We start from the raw sequence: 18,495 nt of genomic DNA on the forward strand, positions 1-18,495 counted from the left end.
GGTGCGTTGACGGGGCGGCACCCTCGGCGCGGAGTTATCGTCGCCGCGTGACCAGTCCTCACGATGGCGCCGGACAAGGCAACCGCGAAGGCGTCGGCGAGGGTGCCGCCGCGGAGCCCGAGCCGTTTGCCTGCGCCCGCTGCGGGGTCCGGGCCGACGGCCCGCCGCCGACCTGGACCCTCTCCGTGGAGAACGGCGTCCGTCTGCACTACTGCGAGCGCTGCTCCCGGGAGAACCTGCGCGCGATCGAGGGGCGCCTCGACTCGCAGTGGTGGTGAACCCCCTGTCCCGGCGGTGCCTCAGGTGCGCCCGGCCGCCCGGCGTGCCGTCACGCCTGCGCCGCTTCCTCCTTCTCGCCCGGCTCCCCGGGGACGAACTCCGGCAGCCAGTCCTCCAGTTCGTCCCGCAGCCGCACAGTCGCCCCCAGCTGGCACAGCACACCGATGGTGCTCAGCGTGACCCGGTGGATCAGCAGATACGCCGGCGGCAGGTTGAGCTGCTTGGCCAACTGGTAGGCGGGAGACCGGACATCCGCTATCCGGGCCGCCTGGCTGCGCATCCAGCCACGGGTGAAGGTGAACGCCTCGACCCGGGCCGGCTCGATGATCGGCCGCAGGTACTCGAGGACCGCGTCGGGGTCCAGCTCGATGGACTCCTTGACGAAGCCCTCCGCGCAGAGCATCTCGTAGACGGCCTCGGCCTCGCCTTCCAGCGTCAACCGCAGCGCCTCGCCGATGGGCGAGGGCAGCCCGCCCGGCAGCCGGTCGACCGTGCCGAAGTCGAGGACGCCCAGGCGCCAGTCGTCCTCGCCGTCGGGACCTCCGGGCAGCAGACGGAAGTTCCCCGGGTGCGGGTCGGCGTGCAGCAGACCCGTGCGGGCGGGGCCGGAGAACAGGAAGCGCGCCAGGAGCTGACCGGCCCGGTCGCGCTGCTCCTCGCTGCCGTCCGCGATCACCTCCGACAGCGGGACGCCGTCCATCCACTCGGTGACCAGCACCTGGTCGCACTGGTGCACCACGTCCGGCACGACCACGTCCGGGTCGCCGGCGAACTCCTCCGCGTGCGCCCGCTGCGCCTGCGCCTCCAGGCCGTAGTCCAGCTCCTCGGAGACCCGGTCCTTGAGCTCCGTGATGAGCGGCTTGACGTCCATGCCCGGGACCAGCGGGCCCAGCAGCCGCGCGAAACGGCTCAGCTGGTTGAGGTCGGACAGCAGGGCCTCACCGGCGCCCGGGTACTGCACCTTGACCGCGACCTCACGGCCGTCGTGCCACACCGCCCGGTGCACCTGGCCGATGGAGGCCGCCGCGGCCGGCTTGTCGTCGAACGACTGGAACAGCTCCTGCCAGTCCTCGCCCAGCCGCTCCGCCAGCACCCCGTGCACCGTGCGGACCGGCATCGGCGGGGCGGCCTCCTGAAGTTTGGTCAGAGCGGCGCGGTAGGGCCCGGCGACCTCCTCGGGCAGGGCCGACTCGAACACCGACAGGGCCTGGCCGAACTTCATGGCGCCGCCCTTGAGCTCGCCCAGCACCTTGAACAGCTGGTCGGCGGTGCGCTGCTGGAGCTCCCGGCCGACCAGCTCGGCGGACTCGCCCACGATCCGCTTGCCCAGTCCCCAGGTGGCCCGCCCGGCGAAGCCGAGCGGGAGCGCGGCCAGCTTGGCGGTGCGGGTGACCGCCTTGCGGGGAAGATCAGACATGCGCCCTCCAGGTCCCTGCCGGCCGCTCCGCGTCCGCCTGACGGCGCGACTCCTTCGACGGCCCGTGCCCGGCCATTGTCTCGTGCGACCCCTCGTCGGCGGAGGTGTGTTCTCCCTTACCTTTCACCGGGCCTGAGCCATTCCCGTCCGGGCCGGCGCCCGCGGCCCCGCACGGGCAGCGGCGGTGCGGCGCGACCGGCCGGGGCTGCCAGTGCAGCTGCGGCAGGGACACCTCCCAGCGGGCGCCCGCGCTGGACGGGATCCGTCCGTCGAGGAAGGCCAGCGCATGGGCGGCGGCCAGTCCCGCGACGGTCGAGGCCAGCGTCAGGTCGCAGGCGCCCGCCCTGCGCTGCCGGCCCGAGCGCCACTGGGCCACGAGCCGCGGCCAGGCCGGGTCCCGGTCGATCCGCTCCTCCTGGAGACAGCCCGCGCACGCCGTGTCGCCGGGCAGGACCAGCGGCCCGACCACACCGGTGCCCTCCACCACCCCGGTGTGGAGATGCGGGGTGCCCGACGCCAGGAGCGTTTCGGAGGACACCGGATCCGGCGCGTGCACGGCGACGTCGTCCCGCGGGGCGAGCACCACCAGGGAGTGCCCGGTGACGTCCTCGGCCAGGGGCGAGCGGGCCGCGTCGCGCGGCGGGCGGTCCGGCGCGCACCGGCGTACGACACGGCGGGCCGCCTCCTCCCTGCGCTCCCCGATCGCCTCGGCCGGAAGCCCGCCCGGCGCCACGTCCCACGGCTCCACCCGGCCGACGTCCCGCACCTCGACCTCGCCGACCCCTGCCCCCGACAGCAGCGCCGCCACCACCGCGCCCACCCGGCCCGCACCTCTGACCTGCACCCGCATGCTCCGCCGCGCCGCCAGCACCCGCAGCGGGTCGCCCGGACCGACGGTGGTCAGGCCGAGCGAGGCCCAGTCCGGGCGGAGCCGGTCCAGCACCTCGGGTCTGCCGCGCAGGGCGTCGGCGGCCGGCCCGCCGCCCCGGGAGTCGTCCAGCAGCCCCGCCCGCGACAGCCGCCGCACCAGCCGGTCGACGTGACCGTCGGGCAGCTCCATGCGCCGGCTCTCCTCACGCAGCAGCTGCAGTCCCCGCGTGCCGTCGAGCAGCTCCAGCAGGCTGCCCGTGGCCGTGTCCACCGGGCCCAGGGTCAGCGCCTGGGCCGGTGTCATCCCGAACTGCACGGTGTTGCGGTCCCGCCAGCCTCGCCTGAGGGCGGGCTTGAGCATCGGATGCATGACTGACCCCCGTCTGTCCTGACACGTACGACTCGTGTGACGCGTACCTGATCCACGCCTGCGAGCAGGCATGACACATCTCGCCGACCGGTCCCGGGTCCGCCGGGGACTCCGGCCGGCGCTGCCAGCATGCCCGGGCCGGTCGAGGGGCCGTCGAGAGTTGTCCACAGGTGCCCGAATTCGTTGTACAAATCCGGCGCCCGGTGACGGGATCGTCGGAGAAGCGCCCCGGAGCCGGGACTTCCCCCGGTCCAGCGGGTACGGTCGGGACGTGCCCGCCGACCCACTGCACCGCGCCGGAACGTCTCAGCGCAGCGCGAAGAGCCAGCCGACGGACGGCTCACGGGCGAGCGCGATCGAGGTCCGCAGGAGTGCCCGCCGACGCCGGACGGTCTCCGCGTACCGCGAGGGCGATCGCACCGTCGTGCTCATCCCCGCCCGGATGTCCGAGGCGGAGGAGCAGCGCTGGGTGCGCGTCATGCTCGACAAGCTCGCCGCGCAGGAGAGCAGACGGACCCTCGGGGACGCCGAGCTGGCCGAGCGCGCGCGACGGCTGTCGGAGCAGTACTTCGAGGGGCGGGCCCGCCCCCACTCGGTGCGCTGGGTGACCAACCAGAACACCCGCTGGGGTTCCTGCACCCCGTCCGACGGCAGCATCCGGCTGTCCCACCGGCTTCAGGGCATGCCGGAGTACGTCGTCGACTACGTGCTCTGCCATGAGCTGGCGCACCTTCTGGTGCCCGGTCACGGACCCCGGTTCTGGCGGCTCCTCGAGGCGTACCCGAAGACCGAACGGGCCCGCGGCTATCTCGAGGGCGTGGTCGCGGCCGACCGCCTGCCGCACGTCCCCGGCGCACGGGACGAGTGACACCTCCCCGCACCCGAGTCCGGGACGACAGTCCCGTCCCCGCCCCGGCGCCCCGGAAAGCCTCCCGATGTGAACGCGGAGCGAGGGCGCCTGCGCGTTGTGTACCGGGTCTGTACCGACTTCCTCCGGTGTCCGTGATTGCCGTTAGCCTGACGCGACGCACTCACATACGGGATGGGGGACGGTCGTACGTATGGCCAGGGAATTCCAACGCGGCCACAAGGCCAGGATCAGTGACCTCACCGCGGGCACGGACCTGTACGTAGGGGTACAGATCGCAGGCCCGGGGCTCAGCTTCGACATCAGCTGCTTCGGACTCGACGCCGACGAACGGCTCTCCGACGACCGGTACTTCATCTTCTACAACCAGCCGAAGTCCCCCGAGGAGTCCATTCAGCTGCTGGGCGCCCAGGCGGGCGACACGGAGTCCTTCCGCGTGACGCTGGACCGGATCCCGCAGCAGATCAAGAAGCTCTCCTTCACGGCGACCATCGACGGCGCCGGGCAGATGTCGCAGATCGGTCCCGGGTACATCCGTATCGTCGCCGGCGGCGAGGAAGTGGCGCGGTACCCGTTCAGCGGCTCGGAGTTCACCACCGAGCGGGCCGTGATGCTCGGCGACTTCTACTTCAAGGACGTGTGGCGGTTCGCCGCCGTCGGACAGGGCTTCGACGGCGGACTCGAGGCGCTCCTGCGCAACTTCGGCGGCGAGGTCGCCGAGGACGAGCCCGCCGCGCCCGTGCCGCAGCAGCCCGCGCAGCCCCAGGCCCCGCAGGCCACGCCCCGCGCCGCAGCCGCCCAGGATTCACGCCCCGCCGCCCGCACCCGCGCCGCCCCGTCGCGGTGCACTCCGCGCCGACCATCGTGGCGCCATGCAGACGCCCCGGGCGGTCCCGGTGCCGCCCCGGCCCGGCGCCGCCCCTACGCGGCAGACGCCCCGCCCCTCGGCTACGGACAGCCGCCCGCCCGCCGCAGGCCCCTGCCGGCTGGTTACGGCCAGCCCGGCGGCGCCGCAGGCCCCCGCGCCTCCGCCCGGTTACGGCCAGCCGCCCGCGCCCCAGGCCCCCGCCCCGCCGCCCGGCTACGGACAGCAGCCCCCGCCCGGGCAGATGCCGCCGGGTCAGATGCCGCACCAGCACGCCCCGTACGGCGCACCCCAGGGCATGCCGCAGGGCGCCCCACAGACGCCCGGCGTGCTCGGCGCGCTGCAGCAGTTCAAGGAGACGCCCACCGGACAGCGCTGGACCCAGCAGAACAAGAAGCTGGTCCGCGCCGACCTGAGCATCGGCGGCACACCCGTCCTCGCCCGCCAGGGCAGCATGGTGCTCTACCAGGGCAAGGTCGACTTCAGCTACAAGGGCGCCGGCTTCACCGGCCGTATCGTCGGCAACGCCACCGGCCAGGAGATGCAGCTGATGCGCTGCACCGGCCAGGGGCAGGTGTTCTTCGCCGAGAACTCCACGATGCTGCACCCGATAGAGCTCCAGGGCGACGCCGTGTGCGTCTCCGCGGAGAACGTCCTCGCCTTCGACGAGGGACTCCAGTACGAGGTCCGACGCATCGAGGGACACGGCATCCCCGGCGGCGCGCTGTTCACGATGCAGTTCCAGGGCACCGGCACGATCGTCGTCAAGACGCACGGCATCCCCGTGGTGCTGCCGGTCACACCCACCACGTTCGCCGACGCCAACGCCGTCGTCGCCTGGTCGGCCGCCGCTCAGGTGGTCGTCTCCAGCCAGGTGCGGATGCGCCGCAACTCCTACCCCGGCGCCACCGGCGAGAGCGTGAACCTGCAGTTCCGGGGAGCGCCCGGCAACTTCATCGTCGTCCAGCCGTACGAGATCTGAGGGAGCCCGTCATGAACCAGCCACTCGCGGGCTTCGCCCCCGCACCCGTCACCGCCCGCATGGAGAACCACGGCAACCACATGCTGAAGGTCGCCATGCAGACCGGGCACGACCTCTTCGCGCGCGTCGGCTCGATGGTCGCCTACGAGGGCTTCATCCAGTACGAGCCCAGCCCCTCCGCCGTCCGCCAGATCGCCAGGGACTGGGTCACGGGTGAGGGCGCGCCCCTGATGAAGTGCTCCGGCGACGGCCTGCTCTACCTGGCCGACTACGGCGCCAACGTCGTCGTGATCAACCTCAACGGCGAGGGCATCTCCGTCAACGCCACCAACCTGCTCGCCTTCGACGCGCACCTCACGTGGGGTGTGGAGCGGGTCAAGGGCCTGGCGAAGTTCGCCGGGCAGGGCCTGTGGAACACCAAGATCTCCGGGCAGGGCTGGGTCGCGCTGACCTCGCGCGGCAAGCCCATCGTCGTCGACTGCGGAGGCGGCGAGGACGAGACGTACGTCGACCCGGACGCGCTGGTCGCCTGGTCCCCGAACCTCAAGGTGAAGGGCAAGCGCAGCTTCCGCGCCCAGTCGCTGATCGGCCGCGGCAGCGGCGAGGCCTTCCAGATGGCCTTCTCCGGTCAGGGCATCGTCGTCGTCCAGCCCAGTGAGGACAGCACCGACCGTCTCCGGGTCCGGGGCTGAGGGGGAGCAGCACACCATGCAGAGTCCGCTTTTCGCGCACAACGAGCAGCAGACCCAGGACCGCTGGAGCCTGCAGAACGGGCAGATGCTCCGGGTCGCCCTCGACGGGCACGAGGACATCCTCGCCCGCAAGGGCGCGATGGTCGCCTACCAGGGTCTCGTCGAGTTCGACGCCGAGTACCAGAGCAACCAGCAGTCCCGTGCGCGGGCGCACACCGGTGAGGGCCTGGACCTGATGCGCTGCCACGGGCAGGGCACCGTCTACCTCGCCAACCTCGCCCAGCGCATCCACATCATGGACGTCGAGCAGGACGGCCTGACGGTCGACAGCAGCTACGTCCTCGCCATGGACTCCTCGCTGCACCACGAGGTCATCGCCGTCGACAGCCTCTACGGCATCTCCGGCTCGGGGAAGTACCAGCTGAACATCACCGGCCGGGGCAAAGTCGCGCTGATGACCTCGGGCATGCCGCTGCTGCTCCAGGTGACGCCGGACAAGTACGTCAACTGCGACGCCGACGCGATCGTCGCCTGGTCCACGTCCCTGCGGGTGCAGATGCAGGCCCAGACGCACTCCTCCGGGGTGTGGCGGCGCCGCGGCAGCACCGGCGAGGGCTGGGAGCTCAGTTTCATGGGCAACGGGTTCGCGTTGGTCCAGCCGAGTGAACTGCTGCCGCCGCAAGGTGCCCAGATCGGCTCCGGCCTCGCCGCGCAGTACGGCATGGGCCAGCACGGCGCCCGGGGGCAGAACCAGGGCAACGTCTGGAGCTGACGCTCACGAGCACGAAAACCCGATACGCGAAGAGGGCCGCGCCTTCCAAGGCGCGGCCCCTTTTCGCACATCTCAGGCGCCGAGCCTCGCGCGCGTGGCGTCGAGCAGCCGTACGACCGAGTCGTCCGCCACCTCCGGCACCTCGTCGTACGCGAACCAGCGCACGTCCAGGGACTCGTCACTCACCGTGTGCACGGCGTCCGGCGTGGCCAGGGCCGCGTACTGCACGTCGAAGTGCCAGTGGCAGGGCGGCGGGATGGGGTGCCGGTCAAGCCGCACGGGACCGCCCGGGAGCAGCGTCAGACCCGTGACGCCGGACTCCTCGGTCGCCTCCCGCAGCGCGGCCGCGGCCAGCGTGGCGTCGCCGGGCTCGCAGTGGCCGCCCATCTGAAGCCACATCCGCAGCTTCCGGTGCAGGGTCAGCAGCACCCGGCCGCGGTCCGGGTCGACCACCAGCGCGCTCGCCGTGAGATGGCCGGCCCCGCACGCCTTCCACAGGCCGTCCGGACGGGCGGCCAGATGCTCCAGGTAGGCGTCCCTCAGCTCGGTCTGGTCCTCGTACGCCTTGAGGACCAGCACCGCGTCGTCGTGCAGGCTCACTCGGTGCCGTCGCCCTTGCTCTCGTCGCCCTTGCCGTCCTCGCCGCCCTCGTCCGCGGCATCGGCGTCCTTGGCCTCCCCGGCGTCCTTCTTGCGCAGGTCGGGCTTGCCGGCGGCCTCGCCGAGCATCTTGTCCAGCTCGGAGAAGTCGATCTGCTCCCGGTGCACGAAGCCGTCCGGGTCGTCCAGGTCGGTGGCCGTCGGCAGCATGTCCGGGTGCGCCCACAGGGCGTCCCGGCCGTCGACCCCGCGCGCGTCGGTGAGCGAGGCCCACAGCCGCGAGGCGTCACGCAGCCGGCGCGGACGCAGCTCCAGGCCGATCAGCGTGGCGAACGTCTGCTCGGCAGGACCACCCGAGGCGCGGCGGCGCCGCAGCGTCTCCCGCAGGGCGTCCGCCGACGACAGCCGCGGCTTGGCCGCCGCGTGCACGACCGCGTCCACCCAGCCCTCGACGAGCGCGAGCGCCGTCTCCAGACGGGCCAGGGCCGCCTTCTGCTCCGGCGTGTCCTCCGGCTGGAACATGCCCTGCTGGAGCGCCTCCTGCAGCTGCTCCGGGTTCTGCGGGTCGAACTGGCCGACCACGTCCTCCAGCTTGCCGGTGTCGACCTTGATGCCGCGGGCGTAGCCGTCGACCGTGCCGAACAGATGCGACCGCAGCCACGGGACGTGCGCGAAGAGGCGCTGGTGGGCGGCCTCGCGCAGGGCCAGGTAGAGCCGCACCTCCTCCTGCGGGACGCCCAGGTCCTTGCCGAAGGTCTCGATGTTCAGCGGGAGCAGCGCGGCCTTGCCGGCCGGGCCCAGCGGCAGGCCGATGTCGGACGAGCCGACGACCTCGCCGGCGAGCACGCCGACGGCCTGGCCGATCTGCGTGCCGAACATCGCGCCGCCCATGGAGCGCATCATGCCGATCAGCGGGCCGGCCATGGCCTGCATCTCTTCCGGCAGGACGTCGCCCATCGCGTTCCCGACGCGCTCGGCGACCGGATCGACCAGCTCCCGCCACGCGGGCAGGGTCGCCTCGACCCACTCCGCGCGGCTCCAGGCCAGGGCGGAGTTCGCACCGGACGGCAGGGAGGTGGCGTCGTCCAGCCACAGGTCGGCCAGCCGGACCGCGTCCTCCACGGCCCTGCGCTCGGCGGGGCCGACGCTGGCGTCCTTGGAGCCCTGCGCGGTGCCCTGGGCGACCGTCTGGCGGGCGATCTGCTTGGCCATGTCCCAGTTCACCGGGCCGCCCTCGTAGGAGAGCATCTGGCCGAGCTGCTGGAACGCGGCGCCCAGATCGCCCGGGTTCATCGACCCGAACATCGCGGCGAACGGATTGTCCGCGCCGGAGCCGCCAAAGCCGCCCGCCCCGGGCGTGCCGAAGCCGAACGGGTTGGCCGGGCCCTGACCACCGCCGCCCTGCGGGTCCTTCTTCTTGCCTTCGTCGCCGTCGTCCGGCTCCTCCGGCGGAAGGCCGAATCCGAATGGGGTGTCACTCACGGGTTTCCTCGGCTTGTAGGGCCACCGGTTCTTTCCGGCGGCACGGCTGCCCGACAACACCACCCAGCGTAGACACCTGAGACGGTTCGGGCCTCGGTGCTTCGCCGACAGGAGGCCTGCGGCAGGATGGATGCCACCTGGTACGTACGCGTCGCTTGCGCTCGTACTGAAGACAACCGCTGGAGACGCCCGGTGAGTTCCCCAGATCCGCAGGTTCGCGCAGCGCGAAACAAGTCAACCAGTCCTCCGCCCCGCGGGCCCGTCGTGGCGGTCACCGGTGCCGCCTCCGGCGTCGGGGCCCTCCTCACCGAGCGGCTCGCCGCGTCGGAGGAGGTCAAGCAGGTCGTCGCCATCGACGAGCGGCGCGGCGAGTGCGCCGAGGCCGAGTGGCACATCCTGGACGTCCGCGACCCCGCGATCGCGGACCGGCTGCGCGGGGCCGACGTGGTCGTCCACCTGGCCCTCGACCTGGACCTGGAGACCGACGCGGCCGCCCGGACGGCGTACAACGTGCGCGGCACGCAGACCGTGCTGACCGCGGCCGCGGCGGCCGGCGTGCACCGGGTGGTGCTGTGCACCTCGACGATGGTCTACGGGGCGCTGCCCGACAACGAGCTGCCGCTGTCCGAGGACGCGGAGCTGCGCGCCACCGCCGAGGCCACGGGCGTCGGCGACCTCCTGGAGATCGAGCGGCTGGGCCGCCGCGCGCCCCGCGCGCACCCCGGGCTCAACGTCACCGTGGTGCGCCCCGCCGTGCTGGTCGGTGGCACCGACACCGCGCTGACCAGGTACTTCGAGTCGCCCCGGCTGCTGGTGGTGGCCGGCTCCCGGCCCGCCTGGCAGTTCTGCCACGTCGACGACCTGTGCAGCGCCCTGGAGTACGCCGTGCTGGAGAAGGTCGACGGCGAGCTGGCCGTGGGCTGCGACGGGTGGCTGGAGCAGGAGGAGGTCGAGGAGCTCAGCGGCATCCGGCGGATGGAACTGCCGTCGGCCGTGGCGCTCGGCGCGGCGGCGCGGCTGCACCGCATCGGGCTCACCCCGTCCCCGGCCGGGGACCTGGCGTACACGATGTACCCCTGGGTGGTCAGCGGCAGCAGGCTGCACGACGCCGGGTGGCGTCCCGCGTACACCAACGAGGAGGTGCTCGCGCAGCTGCTCGACGAGGTGTCCGGCCGGCACACGGTCGCGGGCCGCCGGCTGGGCCGCAAGGACGCGACGGCCGCGGGCGCGGCGGGCGCGACGGTGGCGCTGCTGGGTGCGGCGGCGGTGGTGCGCCGGGCCCGTAAGGCCCGCCGCCGGATCTGACCCGGACCGGCCCGCCGGAGGCGTCCCTTTGGAGGACCCTCCGAGCACCACGCGCGCGTACCGGTCGATGCGGCTGTTCCGCACCGTCGGCCTGGTGGGGCACGATGGGGGCATGGCACCCGTGACGGACCACCCCGGTGAGCAGCCCGCCCAGGACCCGGTCAAGCTGATCGCGATCCGCGACACCGCCCTGTCGGTGGACGAGATCCTGCGCGCGGTCGGCGACGACGCGGCAGGCGGCACGGCGCTCTTCGTGGGGACCGTGCGCAACCACGACGGCGGCGCCGACGTGGACGAGCTGGGCTACTCCTGCCATCCCAGCGCCGAGGAGGAGATGCGGCGGATCGCGGAGAAGGTCGCCGCCGACTTCCCCGTGCGTGCCCTGGCCGCGGCCCACCGGGTGGGCGACCTGAGGATCGGGGACCTCGCCGTGGTCGCCGCCGTGTCCTGCGCGCACCGGGGCGAGGCGTTCGAGGCCTGCCGCCGGCTCGTCGACGAGATCAAGCACGGGGTGCCCATCTGGAAGCACCAGCGCTTCTCCGACGGCACCGAGGAGTGGGTCGGCGTCTAGCCACGCCGTTTCCGCGCCGCACGCCTCTCCCGCGGGTGCGGCACGCCTTTCCCGTGCGGTTGCGTAACCGCACCCCTGAGGTGAGCGTTGTCACTGCGGATGGTTAATCTGCTGATCAGTCAGTGTTGCGGACGCTCATGGGGTTGGGAGGTCGGCATGGCGGCGCTTGCCTGGTTGCTGATTCCGCTGGTGGCCGCGATCGGTGCGGGGCTGTGGGGCAGTTGGGCCAACCGGACCCGCAAGGTGCGCAGCGACGGTCCCGAACTCGACGGGTATGCCCGTTTCCGTGAGGCGATGGAGCGTGAACGGACGGGCAGCTGAGCCCGGAAACCGCAGGCCGGAACGGGCAGCGGGGCCGGGGCCGCTCGACCGGGCGGCCCTGACGGTGCGCTGACAGGTCCGTCCCGTACTGTCGAGGCATGCCACGCCGTACGGCGACGATGCTCGCCTCCACCCTGATGCTGATCGCGCTCCTGTGCGCGGGAGTCTTCATCCCCGTGCCCTACGCGGAGATGTCGCCGGGGCCGACGGTGAACACACTGGGTGAGCACGGCGGCGAGCCGGTGCTCCAGATCGCCGGACACAAGACCTACGCGACGGACGGTCACCTCAACATGACCACCGTGCGCGTCACGAGCGCCGAGTACCGCATGAACCTCGTCGAGGCCGTGTACGGCTGGCTCGCGCACGACACCAAGGTCGTCCCGCACGACACCCTCTACCCGGACGGCAAGACGGAGGAGGAGTCGACCCAGGAGAACGCCGAGGAGTTCAGCCAGTCCCAGGAGAGCGCCAAGGTGGCGGCCCTGAAGGAGCTGGACATCCCGGTGACGTCCTGGGTGATCGTCTCCACGGTCGTCAAGGACGCGCCCGCACAGGGCAAGCTGCACGCGGGCGACGTCATCAAGGCCGTCGACGGCAAGCCGGTGAAGGAGCCGTCCGACGTCGCCGACCTGGTGACCGAGCACGAGCCGGGCGAGGACGTCGTCTTCACCATCGTGCCCGCCAAGGAGCAGGCCGCCGCCGAGAAGGAGAAGCGGACGGCGGAGAAGACGCGGAAGGTCACCATCACCACCCGCGCCTCCGACGACGCCGGCGAGAAGCGCGCCGTCGTCGGCATCTCCGCCGGGACCGACCACACCTTCCCGTTCGACATCGACATCAAGCTCGCCGACGTGGGCGGCCCCAGCGCCGGACTGATGTTCGCGCTCGGCATCTACGACAAGCTCACCCCGGGCAGCCTCACCGGCGGCCGGTTCGTCGCGGGCACCGGCACCATCGACGACGAGGGCACGGTCGGGCCGATCGGCGGCATCGAGATGAAGACGGTCGGCGCGCGCGACAAGGGCGCCGAGTACTTCCTCACGCCCGCCGACAACTGCGCCGCCGCCGCCAAGGACACCCCCGACGGCCTCACCCTGGTGAAGGTCGGCACGATCGACGACGCCCTGGACGCCCTGAAGGACATCCGCGCGGGCGACACCGCCGACCTGCCGACGTGCACCGCGTCCTGACCTGAGCGGCTACTCCTCGAACGTCGCCGTCAGGGCCTGGGCCAGACCCGGAACCAGGTCCGAGCCCGTGAGCACCTCGGTCGGGGAGTCCTTCTCCCGCAGCCGCAGCGCCGACTCACGGGAGCCGTCGCGCAGCACCGCGACCGTCATCCGGACCTCCTGACGCTCCGGGTGCTCCGCCACCCACTTGGTGAGGGCGGCCTCGTCGAGGTCCTTCGGGACCTCCGCCTCCGCGGACGGCGGCAGCATCAGCCGCTCCACGGTGAGCGCGCAGCCGGTGACCGCGTCGGGCCAGGCGATGGTGCCGAGGAACTCGTCGAGCGGTTTGCCGGAGGGAATCTCCTCCTGCTCGATCGGGGTGAGGGCGGCGGCCTCCTCACCGCCGTCGAGGCCGAGGCGGTCCGCGAGGGAGGGCTGTTCCGCCCGGAGCCGGGCAGTGTCTACGAGGGCGAACAGGCGGGCGGGCTGGTCCCAGCCCAGTCCGGAGACGTACTCGTCGATCTCGAGCACGGCCCGGGTGAGGGGGTTCGCGGCCATGGGTGTGTTGGACATGGTCACAATCCTCTCTCGTTCCTGGCCGGAATCGGGAACCGAGTAAAGCGTGAGTAAGTTGCATAGGTGTGGGCCCGCGATCACGGGGGACCACGACGGTCCGTGAAGACGCGGGCTCGACGAATCAACAGCGAACTTCGAGGTGCCTACCTTGGCTTTCCAGATGCCGGACCGCGGCGGAGGCCCGACGGGGCCACGGATCAGAGTGGGCCGGCCGTCCCGACGGGTCCGGACCCTGCTCATGACACTGGGCGTCCTTGCCGTCCTCGGCATGGTGTTCACCATGTTCGCGGGGTTCTGGACCGACTGGCTGTGGTACCGGTCGGTCGACTACTCGTCGGTGTTCACGACGACCTTGTCGACCAAGATCGGGCTGTTCTTCGTCTTCGGTCTGCTCATGGCCGTATCCGTCGGCTTCAACGTCTGGCTGGCGCACCGCCTGCGGCCCCCGCTGAGCGCCATGTCGATGGAGCAGCAGAACCTCGACCGGTACCGGATGGGGATCGCGCCCTACAAGAAGTGGCTGCTGCTCGGCATCACCGCGCTGGTCGGCCTGATCGCGGGCGCCTCGGCCTCCAGCCAGTGGCGCACATGGCTGATGTGGGTCAACGGCGTGTCCTTCGGGCAGAAGGACCCGCAGTTCCACCTCGACGTCTCCTTCTACGCCTTCGACCTGCCCTGGTACCGGTTCCTGCTGGGCTTCGGCTTCGCCGCCGCCATCCTGGGCCTGATCGCCGCCGCGCTCACGCACTACCTGTACGGCGGGCTGCGCATCACCAGCCCGGGCGCGCGCGCCACGGCCGCCGCCACCGGGCACCTGTCGGTGCTGCTCGGCATCTTCGTCGCGCTGAAGGCGGTCGCCTACTGGCTCGACCGGTACGGACTGGCCGTCAAGTCCAGCGACTTCAAGGCCACCGACAGCTGGACGGGTCTGCGCTACGTCGACGCGAACGCGTACCTGCCCGCGAAGACCATCCTGTTCTGCATCGCCGTCATCTGCGCGCTGCTGTTCTTCGCCACCCTCTGGCGGCGCACCTGGCAGCTGCCGGTCATCGGCTTCGGCCTGATGGTGCTGTCGGCGATCCTCATCGGCGGTCTGTACCCGGCGATCGTGCAGAAGTTCCAGGTCCAGCCCAACGAGCAGGCCAAGGAAGCGCCGTACGTCGAGAAGAACCTCGCGGCCACGCGTGAGGCGTACGGCATCGACGACTCCCAGGTCACCGAGTACCCGGGCATCGCCGAGACCAAGGACCAGACGAAGCTGCGGGACGACGTCGCGAACGCGGCCAGCATCCGCATCATGGACCCGAACATCGTCTCGCCGACGTTCCAGCAGCTCCAGCAGATCAGGAACTACTACGCGTTCCCGACCAACCTGGACGTCGACCGGTACGCCAAGGACGGCAAGGAGCAGGACACCGTCATCGGCCTGCGCGAGCTGAACTACGCGGGCATCCCCAAGCGGAACTGGATCAACGACCACTTCCGCTACACCCACGGCTACGGCGTCGTCGCCGCCGAGGGCACCAGCGCCGACTCCGGCGGACGCCCCGCGTTCACCGAGTCCGACCTGCCCTCCAAGGGCGACCTCGGCACGTACGAGCAGCGCGTCTACTACGGCGAGCGGACGACCACGTACTCGATCGTCGGCGGTCCCCAGAAGGAGATCGACTACTCCGACGACAGCGGCGAGAAGACGTACAGCTACAAGGGCGACAGCGGCGTCAACCTCGAGAACCCGGTGAACCGGGCCGCCTACGCGGTCGCGTTCGGCGAGCCGCAGATCCTCTACTCCGGCGCCATCGGCGAGGGTTCGCGGATCCTGTACAACCGCACGCCGAAGGAGCGCGTCGAGGCGATCGCGCCCTGGCTGACCATCGACGGCGACGCCTACCCGGCGGTCGTCGAGGGCCGGATCCAGTGGATCGTCGACGCCTACACGACCACCAACGGCTACCCGTACGCGTCCCGCACGACGCTCGGCGACACCACGGCCGACTCGCTGACCGCCACCAACGACCAGCGCGCGGTGGTGGCCCAGCAGAACCAGGTCAACTACATCCGCAACTCGGTGAAGGCGACCGTCGACGCGTACAGCGGCGAGGTCAAGCTCTACCAGTGGGACACCCAGGACCCCGTCCTGAAGACGTGGATGAAGGCGTTCCCGGACACCGTGCAGCCGCGGAGCGAGATCTCCCAGGACCTGATGGCCCATCTGCGGTACCCGCAGGACCTGTTCAAGGTCCAGCGCGAGCTGCTCACCCGCTACCACGTGAAGGACGCCAACACGTTCCTCTCCGGCAGCGAGGTCTGGCAGGTGCCGGACGACCCGACGAACAAGACGGGCGAGACGGTCCCGCCGTACTACCTGAGCATGAAGATGCCGGACCAGAACGAGCAGGTGTTCTCGCTCACCACGACGTTCACGCCGAACGGCCGTGACAACCTGAGCGCGTTCATGGCGGTCAACGCCGATCCGGGCACCCAGGACTACGGCAAGATCAGAATCCTGAAACTGCCGACCAGCACCACGGTCTCCGGACCCAAGCAGGTACAGAGCCAGTTCAACTCCCAGCAGGACATCGCCGAGACGATCAGGCTGCTGCGAGGCGGCGACTCCGAGGTCGAGTACGGCAACCTGCTGACCGTCCCGCTGGACGGCGGACTGCTCTACGTGGAGCCGGTCTACGTACGCGGTGGTGGACTCAAGTACCCGCTGCTGCGCAAGGTGCTGGTGACCTACGGCGGCCAGACGGCGTTCGAGGACACGCTGGAGCAGGCGCTCGACAAGGTCTTCGGCGGCGAGGGCACACCGGTCGAACCGCCGGCCGACGACGGCACCGAGGAGGACGAGGGCACCACGCCCCCGCCGAGCACGGAACAGCCCTCGACGGTCAAGGAGGCCCTGGGCGACGCGCAGAAGGCCTTCGAGGCCGGCCAGGAAGCCCTGAAGAACAACGACTGGGAGGCCTACGGCCGGGCGCAGAAGGACCTCGAGGACGCGCTGCGCAGGGCCGAGGAGGCGCAGTCCGGCGGAGCCGGCGGCGCCCGGAGCAGCCCGCGCGCGACCCCGAGCGCGAGCCCCGGCTCGAACAGCTGATCCGAAGGCCTGGTCAATGGCCCACCCCGCGCCGTGCTACGGTTGCAACACAACGGCGCGGGGTGGAGCAGCTCGGTAGCTCGCTGGGCTCATAACCCAGAGGTCGCAGGTTCAAATCCTGTCCCCGCTACTGACGTCGCGACAGCGACACCGAAGGCCCGGATTCCCAAGGGAATCCGGGCCTTTGTGGTGGGCGAACGCATGTGCCCGGTTTCTCGACGGCCCTGCCGCCGACGGGAGTTGGGCGATCTGTGTTTGACTTGTCTCTCTGTGGGCATGTCGACAAAACGCTGAAGTGACCTCACTGACTGCGGTATACCAGGTGTACCCAGGTTGCAGGTGGTGCGACGATGGATGTTATGGGGGACAAGGCAACTCTGTTCGAGTCAGGGCGTTTTGTGCAGTCCTCCCCTCGGGAGGAGCATCCCCGCGACGCCGGGGAGGCGGCCGACGAGGCGGCGGAGGAGCTGCGCCGGCGGCTCGCCGCCGAGGCCGGCGACGTCGAGGCGATGAGCGTCCTCGGCGCCATGCTGCTGCGCCGCGGTGATCTCGACGGTGCCGAACCCCATCTGCGTGCCGCCACCGCCGCGGGCGACCGCGCCGCCGCCAACAACCTGGGCGTCCTGCTGCACCAGCGGGGCTACCCCGACGAGGCCGCCGGCTGGTGGCGGATCGCCGCCGTCGCCGGTTCCACGGCCGCCGCCCACGCGCTCGGCCGGCACCACCGCGAGCGCGGCGACGAGCCCGCCGCGGAGTACTGGCTGCGCCAGTCCGCCGAGCAGGGCCACACCCTCGGCGCGTACGCCCTCGCCGACCTCCTGGAGCACCGGGGGGACGCGGAGGGCGCCGAGCGCTGGATGCGGGCCGCCGCCGAGCGCGGGCACCGCGAGGCCGCCTACCGGCTCGCCCGCGCCCTGGACCGCAAGGCCGTCCGGGCCTGCGGCGACGAGGGCACGGCACTGGTCGAGGAGGCCGAGCAGTGGTACCGGCAGGCCGCCGCGCGCGGACACCGCCGGGCCGCCCTGCACCTGGGCACGATCCTGGAGAAGCGCGGCGAGCTGAAGGAGGCCGGGCGCTGGTATCTGACCTCCGCCAAGGACGGCGAACCGCGCGCCGCGTGCGCGCTGGGCTTCCTGCTGCGCGACGCCGGTGACACCGAGAACGCCGCCGTGTGGTGGCTGCGCGCCGCCCAGGACGGCGACGGCAACGCCGCCAACGCGCTGGGCGCGCTGCACGCCGAGCGGGGCGAGACGCAGACCGCCGAGCGCTGGTACCGGGCCGCGATGGACGCCGGCGACATCAACGGCGCGTACAACCTCGGTCTGCTCTGCGCCGACCAAGGGCGCACCACGCAGGCCGAGCAGTGGTACCGCCGCGCCGCCTACGCCGGGCACCGCGAGGCGGCGAACGCGCTGGCGATCCTGCTGCTGCGGGCGGGTGACGAGACCGGCGCGGAGCCGTGGTTCTCCAAGGCCGCGGAGGCCGGCAGCGTCGACGCCGCGTTCAACCTCGGCATCCTGCACGCCGGCCGGGGCGAGGACCGGGCCGCGCTGGGCTGGTACGAGCGCGCGGCGGCCGCCGGGCACACCGAGGCGGCGCTGCAGGTGGGCATGGCGCGGCTTCGGGACGGCGAGGAGGGCGAGGCCGAGCGGTTCCTGCGGTGCGCGGCGGGCGGCGGCAGCGCGGAGGCCGCGTACCGGCTGGCGACCGTGCTGGACGCCCGCCGGCCGCCGGAGCCCGCGCACGAACTGGGGGAGCCGGTGCACCGGCGCAGCGAGTGCGAGGAGTGGTACGAGCGGGCGGCGTCCCAGGGCCACCGGCGCGCGCAGGTGCGCGTCGGCATGCTGGCCGCGGCGCGGGGCGACGTCGTCGAGGCGGCCCGGTGGTACCGGGAGGCCGCGGAGGCCGGGTCGCGCAACGGGGCGTTCAACCTGGGGCTGCTGCTGGCGCGGGAGGGGAGCGAGCCGGAGGCGGCGGTGTGGTGGACGCGGGCGGCGGACGCGGGGCACGGGCGTGCGGCGCTGCGGCTGGCGCTGGTGTACGCCCGGCGGGGCGAGCTGGCGGAGGGCCAGCGGTGGGCGGACCGGGCGGCGGAGCTGGGGCCTCCGGCGGTCACGGAGAGGGCTACGCGGCTGCGGGACGCGCTCCGCGAGGAGCTGTCCGCCTGACCGCGGGTGGTTTCGCGGGCTTCGCCCCCGGACCCCCTTCGCGCGGTTCCCCGCGCCCCTATGGGCACGGCCCTCGGGGAATCGATTTG

At 72.0% G+C, this 18,495-nt stretch carries 15 protein-coding genes, 1 tRNA gene and 1 pseudogene; 12 read left to right on the top strand and 5 right to left on the bottom strand.

Annotation, left to right across the window (positions count from 1 at the left end; genetic code table 11):
- The first annotated feature begins 47 nt into the window (after positions 1-47).
- The gene (locus tag AY578_RS22045; protein ID WP_019522858.1) at positions 48-278 is read left to right on the top strand and encodes a hypothetical protein; all 231 of its coding nucleotides are present in this window, start codon (positions 48-50) and stop codon (positions 276-278) included.
- Positions 279-328: 50 nt separating this feature from the next.
- Here the strand turns inward: AY578_RS22045 and AY578_RS22050 are convergent, their stop codons facing one another.
- Both AY578_RS22050 and AY578_RS22055 read right to left on the bottom strand, forming a co-directional pair.
- The gene (locus AY578_RS22050) at positions 329-1,696 is read right to left on the bottom strand and encodes an ABC1 kinase family protein (RefSeq protein WP_136238497.1); all 1,368 of its coding nucleotides are present in this window, start codon (positions 1,694-1,696) and stop codon (positions 329-331) included.
- Complete coding sequence (locus tag AY578_RS22055; protein WP_258904605.1) at positions 1,689-2,936, bottom strand: ThiF family adenylyltransferase; 1,248 nt, start codon at positions 2,934-2,936, stop codon at positions 1,689-1,691. The genes AY578_RS22050 and AY578_RS22055 overlap by 8 nt, the downstream gene beginning before the upstream one ends.
- A 271-nt stretch (positions 2,937-3,207) precedes the next feature.
- On the opposite strand from AY578_RS22055, the gene AY578_RS22060 reads away from it, so the two are divergent.
- The 4 genes and pseudogenes from AY578_RS22060 to AY578_RS22075 all read left to right on the top strand — a co-directional run bounded on the left by AY578_RS22060 (position 3,208) and on the right by AY578_RS22075 (position 7,115).
- Positions 3,208-3,804 carry a M48 metallopeptidase family protein gene (locus AY578_RS22060; RefSeq protein WP_037778263.1) on the top strand — a complete coding sequence of 199 codons (597 nt, stop codon included), beginning with the start codon at positions 3,208-3,210 and terminating at the stop codon, positions 3,802-3,804.
- 193 nt (positions 3,805-3,997) lie between these two features.
- Positions 3,998-5,651, top strand: a pseudogene (locus AY578_RS22065) (TerD family protein).
- An 11-nt stretch (positions 5,652-5,662) separates the two neighbouring features.
- Positions 5,663-6,343, top strand: coding sequence for an AIM24 family protein (locus tag AY578_RS22070; RefSeq protein ID WP_019522864.1), 681 nt, complete (start codon positions 5,663-5,665; stop codon positions 6,341-6,343).
- A gap of 16 nt (positions 6,344-6,359) precedes the next feature.
- Positions 6,360-7,115 (top strand): AIM24 family protein, encoded by a 756-nt coding sequence (locus AY578_RS22075; protein ID WP_019522865.1) that lies wholly within the window; start codon positions 6,360-6,362, stop codon positions 7,113-7,115.
- A 72-nt stretch (positions 7,116-7,187) separates the two neighbouring features.
- On the opposite strand, the gene AY578_RS22080 is transcribed toward AY578_RS22075, so the two are convergent.
- Entirely contained in the window at positions 7,188-7,715 is a 528-nt protein-coding gene (locus AY578_RS22080; RefSeq protein WP_019522866.1) for an NUDIX hydrolase, read from the bottom strand.
- Positions 7,712-9,196 carry a zinc-dependent metalloprotease gene (locus AY578_RS22085; RefSeq protein ID WP_215047971.1) on the bottom strand — a complete coding sequence of 495 codons (1,485 nt, stop codon included), beginning with the start codon at positions 9,194-9,196 and terminating at the stop codon, positions 7,712-7,714. The genes AY578_RS22080 and AY578_RS22085 overlap by 4 nt, the downstream gene beginning before the upstream one ends.
- 192 nt (positions 9,197-9,388) lie before the next feature.
- On the opposite strand from AY578_RS22085, the gene AY578_RS22090 reads away from it, so the two are divergent.
- From AY578_RS22090 to AY578_RS22105, 4 genes are all read left to right on the top strand, one after another.
- Entirely contained in the window at positions 9,389-10,501 is a 1,113-nt protein-coding gene (locus tag AY578_RS22090) for an SDR family oxidoreductase (RefSeq protein WP_026243516.1), read from the top strand.
- A gap of 112 nt (positions 10,502-10,613) precedes the next feature.
- Positions 10,614-11,072, top strand: coding sequence for a molybdenum cofactor biosynthesis protein MoaE (locus AY578_RS22095; protein WP_161107457.1), 459 nt, complete (start codon positions 10,614-10,616; stop codon positions 11,070-11,072).
- Between the two features lie 156 nt (positions 11,073-11,228).
- Positions 11,229-11,393 (top strand): hypothetical protein, encoded by a 165-nt coding sequence (locus AY578_RS22100; RefSeq protein WP_019522870.1) that lies wholly within the window; start codon positions 11,229-11,231, stop codon positions 11,391-11,393.
- Between the two features lie 98 nt (positions 11,394-11,491).
- Positions 11,492-12,586 carry a YlbL family protein gene (locus AY578_RS22105; RefSeq protein WP_136239493.1) on the top strand — a complete coding sequence of 365 codons (1,095 nt, stop codon included), beginning with the start codon at positions 11,492-11,494 and terminating at the stop codon, positions 12,584-12,586.
- Between the two features lie 9 nt (positions 12,587-12,595).
- Here the strand turns inward: AY578_RS22105 and AY578_RS22110 are convergent, their stop codons facing one another.
- A complete protein-coding gene (locus tag AY578_RS22110; RefSeq protein ID WP_028959334.1) occupies positions 12,596-13,138 on the bottom strand; it encodes a PPA1309 family protein in 543 nt (180 codons plus the stop codon).
- A gap of 163 nt (positions 13,139-13,301) precedes the next feature.
- Here AY578_RS22110 and AY578_RS22115 point away from each other — a divergent pair, with 163 nt between their 5' ends.
- The 3 genes from AY578_RS22115 to AY578_RS22125 all read left to right on the top strand — a co-directional run bounded on the left by AY578_RS22115 (position 13,302) and on the right by AY578_RS22125 (position 18,406).
- Positions 13,302-16,238, top strand: coding sequence for a UPF0182 family protein (locus AY578_RS22115; RefSeq protein WP_202414856.1), 2,937 nt, complete (start codon positions 13,302-13,304; stop codon positions 16,236-16,238).
- Between the two features lie 56 nt (positions 16,239-16,294).
- Positions 16,295-16,368, top strand: a tRNA-Met gene (locus AY578_RS22120).
- 220 nt (positions 16,369-16,588) lie between these two features.
- Complete coding sequence (locus AY578_RS22125; RefSeq protein WP_026243521.1) at positions 16,589-18,406, top strand: tetratricopeptide repeat protein; 1,818 nt, start codon at positions 16,589-16,591, stop codon at positions 18,404-18,406.
- The last annotated feature ends 89 nt before the right edge of the window (positions 18,407-18,495 follow it).

The organism is Streptomyces thermocarboxydus, assembly GCF_024760485.1.
Taxonomy (GTDB): Bacteria; Actinomycetota; Actinomycetes; order Streptomycetales; family Streptomycetaceae; genus Streptomyces; species Streptomyces cellulosae.

Coding starts and splice junctions, on each gene's coding strand:
- AY578_RS22100 (WP_019522870.1), top strand. CDS start 11,229: ATGGCGGCGCTTGCCTGGTTGCTGATTCCGCTGGTGGCCGCGATCGGT.
- AY578_RS22105 (WP_136239493.1), top strand. CDS start 11,492: ATGCCACGCCGTACGGCGACGATGCTCGCCTCCACCCTGATGCTGATC.
- AY578_RS22055 (WP_258904605.1), bottom strand. CDS start 2,936: ATGCATCCGATGCTCAAGCCCGCCCTCAGGCGAGGCTGGCGGGACCGC.
- AY578_RS22070 (WP_019522864.1), top strand. CDS start 5,663: ATGAACCAGCCACTCGCGGGCTTCGCCCCCGCACCCGTCACCGCCCGC.
- AY578_RS22095 (WP_161107457.1), top strand. CDS start 10,614: ATGGCACCCGTGACGGACCACCCCGGTGAGCAGCCCGCCCAGGACCCG.
- AY578_RS22075 (WP_019522865.1), top strand. CDS start 6,360: ATGCAGAGTCCGCTTTTCGCGCACAACGAGCAGCAGACCCAGGACCGC.
- AY578_RS22125 (WP_026243521.1), top strand. CDS start 16,589: ATGGATGTTATGGGGGACAAGGCAACTCTGTTCGAGTCAGGGCGTTTT.
- AY578_RS22110 (WP_028959334.1), bottom strand. CDS start 13,138: ATGTCCAACACACCCATGGCCGCGAACCCCCTCACCCGGGCCGTGCTC.
- AY578_RS22050 (WP_136238497.1), bottom strand. CDS start 1,696: ATGTCTGATCTTCCCCGCAAGGCGGTCACCCGCACCGCCAAGCTGGCC.
- AY578_RS22115 (WP_202414856.1), top strand. CDS start 13,302: ATGCCGGACCGCGGCGGAGGCCCGACGGGGCCACGGATCAGAGTGGGC.